The following is a 12,283-nucleotide window of genomic DNA, read 5'->3' as shown; positions in this document are numbered from 1 at the left end:
TACGAAAAAGCCAAAGAATATATAAATCAGTATTGCAATTAGCATCTATCCGATATACTTTCACTAATTAAAAATTCATATTACATATACATAAGGAGAATTTTATGAAATTTATTTGCGCAATTTTAATAATGTTTCTATTTTTAGTTCCTATTACGGCGCATTCTCAGTCTGCGGCTAATTATGTGGACAAAGGAAACGACAAGGCCCTTTCTGGAGATACGAAGGGAGCTATCTCAGATTATGATAAGGCAATTGAAAAAGATGAGAATTTAGCCGAAGCCTACTACAACAGAGCTGTGGTAAAAGGGAACATGGGGGATTACGATGCCGCACTTGCAGATTTTAATAAAGCTATTGAGCTTGAATATGAAGAGGCAAACGCATATAACCAAAGAGCGAATATTAAAGACGACATTGGGGATAAAAAAGGTGCAATAGAGGATTATACAAAGGCAATCGTTTTAGACCCTAAATTTGCTATAGCATATAACAACAGAGGCACTACTAAAAAGGACCTAGGTGATATTAAAGGCGCTATTGCCGATTATCAAAAAGCAATAGAGATTGATCCGAAATTAGCTATGGCTTATAACAACCTCGGAAATTCAGAAAGTGAAGAAGGAAATTTCAAAGAAGCAATAAAACAGTTTGATAAGGCAATTGAGATGGAGCCTAATTTGACTATGGCATATTTTAACCGAGCCAATGCAAAGGATAGAAGTAAGGATCTAACAGGGGCACAGGCCGACTATGATAAAGCTATTGAGCTTAATCCGAACAACGCCATTGCCTATAACAACAGGGGCAATGTAAAAGCTAAGCAAAAAAAATATGAAGAGGCTCTTGTAGATTATCAAAAAACAGTTGAGCTTGACCCTGATTTCTCACTAGGCTATTACAACATTGGGCTAACATACTACAATTTACAGAAATTTCCTGAGTCTATTGAAAACTTTGACAAAGCAATAGAGTTAGACAAGAGATTTGCGAAAGGCTATCACGCAAGGGGCAGAGCCAAAGCAGTCTCAGATGACTTTCAGGGAGCGCTTTCTGACTTTACGATGCTTATAGATCTTGAGCCCGAAAACCCGCTCGGATTCTACGGCGCTGGCTACACAAAAGTACTCTTAGACAAAAAGGAGTCGGGCTGTAAAGACCTTCAAAAATCTATTGATATGGGCTATACGCAGGCAACGGTAATCCTAAATAAGTATTGCAAATAATATTGCATTATTTAAGCAGATTAATAGAGTATTGAGACTACTCAACAGCTTGCACTAAATATAAAGTATATCCGTCAGGGTCTTTGACCTCTCCAAGTATGGAAAGCTCTGTATGTATTTCTTTTTTCCGTGCTGACTGCACTATTATGCTTCCCCTTTCCAAACACCTTGGATCATCGATACCGCGGATAATCTCTAGATTAGATTCCGGCATATAGTATGCAAGAATTGGTTTTTGACTTGCGAGGTTTAAATTAAGCAGACAAGCCCTCTTATATTTGTGCTGAACGGGTTTAATTATAGAGAAAATCTCTTTGTTTCCGTACTCCCAAAACTGATAACTTCTTTTTGGATAATCTCCGTAGTAGTCCCTGGAAAAATATCCCAACGAAACAAGAGATAATAGTATTACTCCAAGAACTAATGCCTTTGGATATATAGAATTTGGCTTTTCTGATTTAATATGTTGATAGGCAAGCACAAAACCAAAGCCGCTTAAAAGGCATAATATAGGAGCGCCTGGTAGAACCCTCGCCGAATGAGGCATTCCCCAATCATTAGTCAATGCCACTGCAAGCGGGAATATTAAAAGCCATACAAGAAGAAATATTCTATATCTTCTTTCCAAGTCAGAAAATATGAGCCCTACTATTCCAAATACTATAAACGGGAACATTATCAAATGGAGCAGACCTCCTGTCCAGGCGCCGTACCTTGGAAAAGGATCACCATATATGAATAAAAAATTAGGGCTAATGTGGCTTAAGTAGGTTTTCGCAAATGTTATGAGCGTACCTGCACCAAAGCCTTCACTGAAGATATAGATGCCTCTAGCTCTCTTTAGCATATGGTATTCAGTGCTTGCTTCCCACAAATATGGAATTACCAAAACACCAGCAACCAATATACATATGGATAGCAGCTTCTTGTCTTTTAGGAAATATTTAATATTAGTTAAAAATAGGGTCAGCAAAAATAAAAACGCAAAAAGCGGGGCCGTGTGATAGGTATAGTTTGTCAGCGAGAAAAGAGCAAATGATAAGACAACCAGGCTTTTTTTATTATTATTAACACCGTATAAAAAGAAATATGTTGAAAATAGTAGAAAGGGCAGAAATGAAGCAGGTTCCCACCCTACCCTTGAAAAGTGAATATGCCAGGGAATTATGGCCATGAAAAAAGCTGCCATAAGAGCGGCCCTTCTATCCCTAAAAAGCTCAAGCGCAAGAAGAAATACTGCAATTATTGAAATTAAGCCGTAAAAAACCGCTGGACCCCTAATAGCCCATGCGTTCTCACCAACTATCAATGATGCTAAATATGAAGTGTATCCATATACCGGAGGCCGGTGTTCAATAACCCGGTCGGTAAAATATATTCCAACCTGCCCGTAAAGATCACCGCCTTTTTCTATTATATCCCTGGCTGATACATAGTTTATAAGCTCATCTAAAAAGAGCTCCGGGGGATTATTCGAGAGGTCATAAGTCCTTAGAAATAGCGCCAGCAGCAGGATTCCAAACAGATAAACATAGTCTCTCTTGGCATTTAGCATTGTACTATTATATGGATTTAGATAGATAATCAAGCAGAATTGATTATCTAAAAGTTGTTTTATTATGCTTTATCTGGGCTATATATAAAATTTATTCAATCACATAAATGTGGTATAGAGCTTTTTCATCAGGGCCTTTAACTATGTCAACCAACTGCATTGATCTATCTATTCTAGGCTCGTAGTGCTTCTGAACAATTATTGTCCCACTTTCTCGGCATCTAGAATCATCTAGATTCTTGGTTATATCCAATTTTGAGTCCCTTAAATAGTAATAAAGCAGTTGGCGATTATTCGGATGATTTAAATTTCCCATACAAGCTAGTTTATATTCGTGCTCTAATTGTTGAATATTTGAAAAAATCTGTTTTTGACCGTAGTCCCAATGTAAATATGAAGCATTTGGATAGTGAAAGTAATAAAAGTTTGCGAAGTATCCCAGAGATAATAGTGATATGAACACTATAGATACTGAAAAAACATAGTCCAAGGCGGTTAGTTCTGTATGCGATATAACAAACCTATAGATAACGCTATATCCAAAACCGCTTAGAAGGCAAAACATTGCCGATCCTACAAGAGTTCTAGCAGCATGAGGAACTCCATCATTAGTCAGTGACCCCGCAAGTGGATAAATCAATATCCAGATAACAATGAGAATCTTGTGTTTTCTTGGCAAATCGCAGAACCAAAGGCCAATGACTCCAAATAATATCAAGGGCAACATTATCCAATACAAAACTCCAGCACCAGAAACAAATTTCAGGTTCGGATCTCCGGAGATAAATAGATATTCCAGACCAAAATGACTTATATAGTTTGAAGCGAACAAGGAAATTGACTCAGTATTTAAGCCGTCTTTAAATGTGTTAATACTTTTTGCTCTTGCATACATTAGATATTCAGTACTGGCAGTCCATATATATGGAATAGCCAATATCGCCGCTATCAATATGCAAATCACAAAGAGCTTTTTTTCTTTTATGAAATATCTAAAATTAAGCAAAAAGAGTGAGAATAAAAATAAAAATGCATAAAGCGGGGCTGCATGATAGGTATATATAGTGAGAGTGAAGAGAGCAAAAGAGAGTGCGACTAAAGTTCTTTTACTACTATTTACTCCATGAAGAAAAAAGTAAATTGAAAAAAGCAAGAATGGCAGAAAAGATGCGGGCTCCCAACCTACTCTCGAGAAGTGTATGTGCCAAGGAACAATTGTCATCAAAAATGCTGCCATAAGGGCAGCTCTTCTATCTCTGAAAAACTCCATACCTAGCAGATAGACAGCAAATATCGATAATAACCCAAAAAAAACCGCTGGTGCTCTGATGGAACTAGTGTTTTCACCCATAATTAAAGTTGAAACTAAAGTTGCATATCCATAGATTGGCGGCCTCATTTCGACGGCTTTATCAGTAAAATATGGTAATAGTTTTCCGTGTAAATCTGCTCCAGTTTCGACTATGCTGTGCGCTGATGCAAAGTTAATAAGTTCATCGGAATTTAATTCGGGAGGATTATTAGACAGATCAAAGCATCTTAGAAAAAGTGCTAGTAATAAGATGAGAATTAAATATAATTTAGACTGCATATTAACACATTAATTAATTAGCCATCTATTAGCAACTACAATTTAACATTAGTTGATAAATAACACAAAGGCTCTATATCTTTTTTCAATTAAAGAACTTTAATGAATATATTCTTTGAAAGTCTCCACATCCTTTGAGATTGCTGATATATTAAGATTTAAGATGATGATTAGGAGAAAACTATGAGAAACCTGCCCCCAAGAATGAGCGAGACGCTCTACAATAATGACTATGTTCCGGATGAAACCTTAAAGTTCAGAAAAAAATTCAGGTCCTTTGCTGAGAAAGAGCTTTTTCCGATCGCATATGAATTAGGACAGCGAAGAGAGAGCAATGAGAATTTTCCAATGGAGCTTTTTAGATCTATGGCAAAAAAAGGGTTCTTTAAGGTGCCTCATAAAAAGGGCGACGGCGGTCTTGGCCTTAAGTACCCTGCATGCGCAGCAGCAACTTTGGCAGAAGAGCTTGCCTATATAAGCGCCAGCTTCTCAGGAGCCGTAAACGCACACTTTCTTCTTGCCGGAGTAAGCGTCGCACAGGGTTCCAGCTATATAAAGCGCAATTACTTAAAGCCGCTTATGGAATGTGAGGCAATCGGTGCATTCGCAATGACAGAGCCGCAGTCTGGATCAGACGTCAGATCAGAGTCTCTTATCACCAAAGCTACTAAAACCAGGGGCGGCTATATTGTATCCGGCCAAAAGCGCTACATAACAAACGCCGGCATTGCTGACTTTACGGCCACGTTACTAGACTTAAATGGGAAGAGCTGCATGCTGGTAATTGATATGAAATCAAAGGGAGTCTCTACAAGCGAGCCTGACAAAAAACTAGGAAACCGTGGGGAGCTTACTTACGACATATATTTTGATAAAGTCAGAGTGCCTAAGGAAAACTTAATTGGCGAAGAAGGTGATGGGCTAAAAGTATGCTTAAGAGCTCTTATGTATGGTAGAACTGGAATCGGCGCATCAGGTGTGGGAATGGCCCAGTCTGCTTTTGACGAAAGCGCCGCCTATATGAAAGAAAGACGAGCGTTCGGCAAACCCATCAGCCAGTTTCAGCACTGGCAGTTTCTAATGGCAGAGCGAGCTGTCGAGATCGAAAATGCCAGGAACTTATATGTAAAGAGCGGGCTTCAAATTGACGGTGGCAATAAATTCCCGATACTTGAATCCTCCGGCGCAAAGTCGTACGGCTCAAAACTTGCAGTTGATATGGCAAGAGATGCTGTTCAGATTTTCGGAGGCTATGGGCTCATGGTGGAGCTTGGGCACGACGGCTCTACATATAAAGTTGAGGAGATATACCGAGACTCCAAAGTCGGCGAGATTTACGAGGGCTCAAATGAGATACATAAGATGGTCATAGCCCGCGAGATATTCGGACGATAATTACAAATTACCTGGCTATTTATCTAGGTAAGAAAGCTTTTTAATAATTGAGCTAAATATTGATTTTTTGGGGCACCGGGGTTTAATTATTACCTCATGGCTACAAGGTTAAAAGAAGTTGTGCCGTTAGGGAGATCGTTTGATGAGTACAGGCTGATGTTCAATTTATCGAAGGACGATCTGGATAAGCGCATTATAGGAGTGGGTGACGGGCCCGCCAGTTTTAATGCCGAGATGCATCAGATTGGCAAACCTGTAGTCTCAGTAGACCCTATCTATTTTTTCACAGCAAAAGACATAGCTCGCAAGTTCGACAAGGTATTCGATAATATTATCGAGCAAGTAAGAAACACTCCTGGCGACTGGACGTGGACTTATCACATGTCGCCTGATGACCTTAGACAGCATAGAAAAGAGGCACTTGAAAGATTCACAAGAGATTTTGAGTCCGGGAAAAAAGACGGAAGATATCTAGTAGGGGAGCTTCCCGCTCTGGAGTTTCAAGACAGCGTCTTTGACATTGCACTCTGCTCTCATTTTCTCTTTCTATACTCAGAGCAGTATGACTACAACTTCCACAAAGCCGCAGTGTACGAGATGCTAAGAGTTGCAGATGATGTGCGTATATTCCCGCTTTTGGATTTAATGCTTAACCGCTCGCCGTATATAGAGCCTCTTACAAAAGAGCTTGAAAGAGACGGCTACACTGTGAAAATTAAACGGGTTAGATACGAGATACAGCGCGGCGGAAATGAGATGATGTGGGTTTATAACACACGCAAGAATAAAATGCTGCCCATCTAAATTTGGAAAATTACAAACTGTCTATGAAGTAAGCAAAAAAAAGGAGCCAGTACTCAAGTAAAGACTCCTTTTGTATTTTATATGTTAACTATCTGAATTTATTATGGAGCAACTGCACAAAATTCAGGGATACAATTTCTCACTCCGTCTTGATCACAGCAATCTTGCTGACATTCGGAAAACTCTGCACAACAATTAGAAAGACAATCTAAATCTGTAGGTTTACATTCGCTTTTACATTCAACTTGTTCATCAAAACACACGTCTGTACATATACATGGAGGGCCTGGATAGCCAGTTTTTTCCTGATATTTTTCCAGCACCTTGGTACATATATCCGGGTTCTTTTCAAAACCCTCTTTTGTATCGCACTCAAGGTCTTCACAATATGTATCGCAAATGCCATAAGCCTTGCAATTTAGTCCTTCGCACTCAGATGGCAAAACAGGTACAAAATCATCAGATTTTGGAAGTTGTGCATCAGAAGGTGCGCTGAAAGATACAAACAAACCAAATACTAATAGTAAAAGTAATAAATATCTCATGTTAATTCCTCCATAACTAAGTTTGGTAAGTTAGTAGCTTATCAACTCTAGGAGGTTCAAATTAATACGATATATCAGTATTGGGATGGCTGCCGGGCGCTTGTTTAGAGCGCTGCTTTTTAGCTTTTCTAAGGAGTTGAGGGTTTGGGATGACAACTGTTATATCTGATGAAATCGTCCATTCCGGGCCAAAAGTATCTTGTTTAATTATGGAATACTGTGCCTCCACACCTATCAAGACAGGGACCTTATGTATCTTTATTAATTTACTAATTCCGCCCCCGACGGGCACGTTCCATTTATCTCCCGGATCTGCTTTAAAATCAGCTTTAATTGTGGGTCTTGATCTAATATTCCAGCCGCCTTTAAAATGACGCGCTATTATATATTGTATTTCCATCTGATTAGTATCTTCTCTATCACTATCTCCTGCAAAAGACCACCAAACCTGTGGTATAACACCAAAAGTCCATCCCTTTGGCACATAGAATATAGATGCTGCTGGCCCTGCCTGCCATTTGCCCTGCCCTGTAATGTTCTTTGTAGCGGTGGGAAGCACAAAAGTAGGCCCGATCCCGATTTCTATGTCCTTGTGAAATTCACGGCCCAAAAGCGTTGCAAGTATAGTGTCGCCAAACCCTGTTACATTTCGAACAGTAATTCCCCTTAATATAGATTCTTCAAATTTTGGCTCCGTATCTACTAGTGGCACCTGGGGCTGGATAAGTAGGACCCAGTCGCCCAAAGACACAGGCAGTCTGGGCCTGAAGGTAAGTGTGTTAGTCCAAACTTTTTTGCCTATATCGCCGGTATTGTAAAAAGTATCGTTCTCAAAATCGAGTCTCCAAATCTTTGCCAGCGGATTTATTATTTCAGATGAAAGCTCCTGCAAACTCATTGAGGAAGCAGGTTGATCCTGGGTATCAGAACTATCAATATCTTGGGCGGATATTGGTAGAGAGGGAAGAAATATGCATAGACATAAAAGATAAAGAAAGAACCATCTTTTTAGTACTGAGTTCATTTGCCTCTCTTGGTTATATAGGATTACTCAAGCATGTTATCATCATAACATTATGTCAATATTAAAAACAATTATTTAGAGTAGTTGTTATAGGGCTGTTAATCCTTGGTTGCCACAGCATAAAGTACATTTGTCCCAACAGAGATTACATTATTTTCTTTTACCCAATTAACATTTTCGTTCTTAATGCGAACTGATTCTTCTTCATTTAGCTGATCAATAGTCCAGCGAAGGCCCGAACCAAGTGCAATGGTCCACCAATCTTCTGGTTTGCTCAATATCTGTCCTCCCAGCTCGTCTGCAATTCTTATATTTGATGTACCGCCATCTACCATCAGTGCTTCTAATGTACCGGGCTCAGAAATTCTGTCCCATGGATTAAACTCGGAATGAAGATCTGGTCTAACATTTCGCAAAATACTTTTCCAGGGCCCGTAAGCCGGCTCAAAAAAGTCTGGTCCCCAGGTAGTAATCGCCAACACACCGCCAGGTTTGACCATCCGCCATAGTTCACTTACCTGTTTTTCCATTTCAGGGACGAAGAATATCGCAAACACACATATAACTGCATCAAAGCTCTCATCGGGATAATCAAGATTAGTCATATCGCCCTGAATAAAATCTATATTTTCAAGATTTTGGTCCTTGGCCTTTTTTTCTGCAAGCTCAAGCAGGTTGCCAGAGAGATCAACTGCAACTACTCTGCCCTCACTACTCACTTTCATAGCCGCTGGAATAGCTGACGCACCAGTGCCTGAACCAACATCGAGCACTCTCATACCGGGCTTAACAGAGAGCCGTTCAACAGTACTGGCTCCATAGCGTGCCCAGAACCCAAGGGCCTCATGATCAAAAAAATCGGCCGCCGAATCGTACGTTTCTTTAGCTTTTCTTTTAGATTCTTCAAGTTTATCTGACACTTTCTGCCCCCTTGGATTCTTTAATTATATAATCCTATCTATATTAACTCTATACATATTTCTTATAAATTATGAGAATATTGATCCTAGGAGAACAATGTGAACAAATGGCTTTAAGAGCCATTGTGAGTCTGATACAAAAATGGGAGCCGGCACTTTCGTATCTAGCTCCATTTAATAATTTGCAAGCATTCTCTTAGTAAATCTTAAGCTGTCATTCTCTTTTTTCTAATATAAAACAGTCCTGCTATTGCCAAGATACCGGCCATTGCAATTAATCCCCATTCAGAGAGAGTTGGAACGTTTCTTGGCGGCGGGGGCGGCGCTAAAGCTAAACCTACAGGTCCTTCGCCAACAGATATAGTATCAACTATAGTATTTGTGGCCCTATCTATAATGATGACATTATCACCGGTGAAATTTACAACGTATACCCTGGTACCTTCTGGATTGATAACAACACGACCTGGCTCGCTCTCTCCGAGAAGTATTCTATCAACTACGGTATCAGTAGATAAATCTACAACAGAGACCATATCTACTGAGAAGGTGTTAGAAACATAAAGAAGTGTCCCGTCTGGAGTTATCGCTACCCCAACAGGTCCATTACCTACTGGAATCATATTAATTACCATATTGGTAGCAGTATCGATAACCGAGACAGCATCGTCCCGTAAATTTGCAACATATGCGCGTGTACCATCAGGTGATATTGCTATAAGAAGAGGAACATCGCCATTAATTATAGTATCAATAACTGTATTTGAAGTAGTATCTATAACTGAGATAGTATCATCTAAGCCGTCTGAAACATATGCACGTGTGCCGTCTGGTGTTATAGCTACGCCAGAAGGGTTTTGTCCAACAGGTATTGTAGCAATTACACTATGGCTCGCAGTACTGATAACTGAGACATCATCTGATTCTTCATTTGTAACATATACCTGAGACCCATCGGGAGTTATGGCCACTTCAGCAGGAGTATCTCCAACATCTATTGTAGTTATTACAATATTGGTGCTTGTATCAATAACAGAGACGTTATTAGAATCCTGGTTCACAACATAAAGACGGGTTCCATTTGGTGATATAGCAATGCCTGAAGGGGTTTCCCCAACAGGAATAGTATCAACTACCATATTGGTAATTCTATCTACAATCGAAACATTATTGTCCTCTGAGTTTGTAACATATGCCAGTGGATTAGCATAAACTGCTGGCACAAAAATAAGTGCAACAATAGTTGCTAGAAAAAATCTATTTAACATTTTCATTCCTCCGCCGAAAAATAAATTCTAGCTATTATACTCAAACTATGACTAAACATCTATTTATAATTGGCCCTATTCTAGTAAGATAGATATTATAATTGGCCCTATTCTAGTAAGATAGATACAAAACTAATCAATAAAAAGGAACAGTTATGAAAAATTCAATTAGACTGATTACTTTAACATTTGTTATTGCAGTATTTTTGGGCGCAGGCAGCAGTAAGGTCAGCGCTGAGGGTGAGTTGATCCAGCTTAGAGGGAAAATTGATACAATAGACAATCAGATATTAGAGCTTTTAAACCAAAGGGCCGAGGTTGTGCTGGAGATAGGAGAGCTCAAGAAGAAAAATGACATGGGTGTCTATGATCCCAAGCGCGAGCAGCAAATTGAGCAAAAGCTCATGAAAATGAACAATGGCCCTATGCCTGACCCATCAGTAATAGAAATATTTAGGACAATTATCTCAGCCTGCCGCTCACTGCAAACAAATTAGCAAATTCCTCTGATCAATATATCAACCGCTGCTAGGCTGACATTCTTCATTCATACATTGAAATCCATCAGGGCATAGCATCATTTCATCACACGGCTGAGCTACACAAATAGCAGGTGATAAATCTGTCGCACATACTTGCCCTGTCCCGCAATCTGAATTAGCACTACATTGCTTTGGCAGCGGAGGATTTGGAATCGCCATTTTGAGCACGGGGATAGTAGTGTTTGTCCTTGGTGGGGCACAGCTATAAGCGTAAGCGAAAAAATTAAACGCCTGCTCCCAAACTAAGCCCGATACTCGCGTAGCGGGGGTTGCTTCCCATATCCATTGAAAATTAGGTTCAAAAGTAGCTTTTGAAACATTGGAGTTCTCAACAAGCCATGACCACTGTGCATTGTTCATATTCTGCTCACCACTGATTTCTGCAGTTGTTGTAACTGCGGGGGACTCGTATGAAGTGCTGTGAGAGTATGTACTGCTGCTGCTGACTCCTACTTCCGCGCCGTCGTCTTGGGAGTAGGAAACGTTGTCAGAAAAAGTATGGCTAATGCTGCTTGATGTAGTTACCTCTCCTGTCGTTGTGGTCGGGTTGAATTCGATGACAAATAGCTCAGAGTTGTTAAAAGTAGGCTGAGTATTATTCAGAGTATACTGCACAACACCAATTTCACTGGCTAGAGCGCCAGGTCCAGGACAACCAGTTATGTTGAAAGCATCACAGAGTTCATTACAAACTGCGCCAAGTGTGCCGTCCTTGGATGTAGGTGTCAAAACAAAGTTAGTTCTAAGGTAGTAGAAGTCATTGTTATCTGCAGTAGAGTGGACTGACCAGGCCTGAGCAAATCCCGTAAGCGTTACTTGCAAATCTGGAACAGAACCAGGAATATTTGTGTCTATCGCTGCTGTCCAGGTGCCGTGCTCGGTCCAGGATGTGCTGTCTGCAAGGCTTGTTAGCTCAGACAATCCGCCTGTTTCTCTAAGCTCAGCTTGTGAGAGTGATATAGCCGATGAGGAAATCTGCGCCCAATCATCCAATGCATCGACGCGGCCTAAATTTATGTTCTCAGGAATTGGACCGTCTTGGTAAGGTCTTAATATGAAGTAGCGGATACCACTTACGTTAAACTCCCTTGAGAACGCCAGTAGATCGAGCGTGCCATTGTCAGCAAAAACCGGGTTTAGTCCGAGAACTTCGTGCATATCTAGTATGTGGTCAATTTCTGCGTTTGTGAGGCCTACTAAGTAGCCCATTTGGTAGGCGTTATTCACTGCCTGTTTCTCAGCATCTGATAGAGACGCAACTCTGCTTCCATTTAAATAGAGATCGCCGTCAGGGTCGCCCTCTTGCCACTCTTTAAGATTAAGTCTCTTATTTAGTGCCGGTACAAGAGCGCCTTCAATTGAACCTATGGTGCGTGCATCTACTTGATTAGAGTCTGAGTCGCTGCAGCCGCC

General features: G+C 40.2%; 11 protein-coding genes. 4 read left to right on the top strand and 7 right to left on the bottom strand.

Annotated elements, in window-relative coordinates; all coding sequences use genetic code 11:
• Nucleotides 1–104 precede the first annotated feature (104 nt).
• Entirely contained in the window at nucleotides 105–1,226 is a 1,122-nt protein-coding gene (locus tag AAF462_04570) for a tetratricopeptide repeat protein (GenBank protein MEM7008389.1), read from the top strand.
• A 37-nt stretch (nucleotides 1,227–1,263) separates the two neighbouring features.
• On the opposite strand, the gene AAF462_04565 is transcribed toward AAF462_04570, so the two are convergent.
• Complete coding sequence (locus AAF462_04565; protein ID MEM7008388.1) at nucleotides 1,264–2,781, bottom strand: glycosyltransferase family 39 protein; 1,518 nt, start codon at nucleotides 2,779–2,781, stop codon at nucleotides 1,264–1,266.
• A 91-nt stretch (nucleotides 2,782–2,872) separates the two neighbouring features.
• Nucleotides 2,873–4,372 (bottom strand): glycosyltransferase family 39 protein, encoded by a 1,500-nt coding sequence (locus AAF462_04560; protein ID MEM7008387.1) that lies wholly within the window; start codon nucleotides 4,370–4,372, stop codon nucleotides 2,873–2,875.
• A gap of 183 nt (nucleotides 4,373–4,555) precedes the next feature.
• Here AAF462_04560 and AAF462_04555 point away from each other — a divergent pair, with 183 nt between their 5' ends.
• Nucleotides 4,556–5,767, top strand: coding sequence for an acyl-CoA dehydrogenase family protein (locus AAF462_04555; protein MEM7008386.1), 1,212 nt, complete (start codon nucleotides 4,556–4,558; stop codon nucleotides 5,765–5,767).
• A gap of 96 nt (nucleotides 5,768–5,863) precedes the next feature.
• Complete coding sequence (locus tag AAF462_04550) at nucleotides 5,864–6,571, top strand: SAM-dependent methyltransferase (protein ID MEM7008385.1); 708 nt, start codon at nucleotides 5,864–5,866, stop codon at nucleotides 6,569–6,571.
• Between the two features lie 101 nt (nucleotides 6,572–6,672).
• On the opposite strand, the gene AAF462_04545 is transcribed toward AAF462_04550, so the two are convergent.
• The 4 genes from AAF462_04545 to AAF462_04530 all read right to left on the bottom strand — a co-directional run bounded on the left by AAF462_04545 (nucleotide 6,673) and on the right by AAF462_04530 (nucleotide 10,328).
• On the bottom strand, nucleotides 6,673–7,116 hold the full coding sequence (locus AAF462_04545; GenBank protein ID MEM7008384.1) for a hypothetical protein: 444 nt from the start codon (nucleotides 7,114–7,116) through the stop codon (nucleotides 6,673–6,675).
• Between the two features lie 61 nt (nucleotides 7,117–7,177).
• Nucleotides 7,178–8,140 (bottom strand): transporter, encoded by a 963-nt coding sequence (locus AAF462_04540; protein MEM7008383.1) that lies wholly within the window; start codon nucleotides 8,138–8,140, stop codon nucleotides 7,178–7,180.
• A gap of 98 nt (nucleotides 8,141–8,238) precedes the next feature.
• Nucleotides 8,239–9,060: a methyltransferase domain-containing protein gene (locus AAF462_04535; GenBank protein ID MEM7008382.1), complete on the bottom strand. Its 822-nt coding sequence runs from the start codon at nucleotides 9,058–9,060 to the stop codon at nucleotides 8,239–8,241.
• Nucleotides 9,061–9,266: 206 nt separating this feature from the next.
• A complete protein-coding gene (locus tag AAF462_04530; GenBank protein ID MEM7008381.1) occupies nucleotides 9,267–10,328 on the bottom strand; it encodes an IPTL-CTERM sorting domain-containing protein in 1,062 nt (353 codons plus the stop codon).
• 155 nt (nucleotides 10,329–10,483) lie between these two features.
• On the opposite strand from AAF462_04530, the gene pheA reads away from it, so the two are divergent.
• A complete protein-coding gene (pheA, locus tag AAF462_04525) occupies nucleotides 10,484–10,825 on the top strand; it encodes a chorismate mutase (GenBank protein MEM7008380.1) in 342 nt (113 codons plus the stop codon).
• Between the two features lie 21 nt (nucleotides 10,826–10,846).
• On the opposite strand, the gene AAF462_04520 is transcribed toward pheA, so the two are convergent.
• On the bottom strand, nucleotides 10,847–12,283 hold a 1,437-nt coding region (locus AAF462_04520; protein ID MEM7008379.1), incomplete at its 5' end, for a hypothetical protein.

This window comes from Thermodesulfobacteriota bacterium (assembly GCA_039028315.1).
GTDB lineage: Bacteria > Desulfobacterota_D > UBA1144 > Nemesobacterales > UBA2774 > CR02bin9.
The sequence above is the reverse complement of the archived record's forward strand: the minus strand, read 5'-3'. Positions and strand labels throughout refer to the sequence as shown.

Excerpts from the sequence above, each read along its gene's own strand:
- AAF462_04545 (MEM7008384.1), bottom strand. The coding sequence starts at position 7,116 with ATGAGATATTTATTACTTTTACTATTAGTATTTGGTTTGTTTGTATCT.
- AAF462_04540 (MEM7008383.1), bottom strand. The coding sequence starts at position 8,140 with ATGAACTCAGTACTAAAAAGATGGTTCTTTCTTTATCTTTTATGTCTA.
- AAF462_04560 (MEM7008387.1), bottom strand. The coding sequence starts at position 4,372 with ATGCAGTCTAAATTATATTTAATTCTCATCTTATTACTAGCACTTTTT.
- AAF462_04550 (MEM7008385.1), top strand. The coding sequence starts at position 5,864 with ATGGCTACAAGGTTAAAAGAAGTTGTGCCGTTAGGGAGATCGTTTGAT.
- AAF462_04555 (MEM7008386.1), top strand. The coding sequence starts at position 4,556 with ATGAGAAACCTGCCCCCAAGAATGAGCGAGACGCTCTACAATAATGAC.
- AAF462_04570 (MEM7008389.1), top strand. The coding sequence starts at position 105 with ATGAAATTTATTTGCGCAATTTTAATAATGTTTCTATTTTTAGTTCCT.
- AAF462_04530 (MEM7008381.1), bottom strand. The coding sequence starts at position 10,328 with ATGTTAAATAGATTTTTTCTAGCAACTATTGTTGCACTTATTTTTGTG.
- AAF462_04565 (MEM7008388.1), bottom strand. The coding sequence starts at position 2,781 with ATGCTAAATGCCAAGAGAGACTATGTTTATCTGTTTGGAATCCTGCTG.
- pheA (MEM7008380.1), top strand. The coding sequence starts at position 10,484 with ATGAAAAATTCAATTAGACTGATTACTTTAACATTTGTTATTGCAGTA.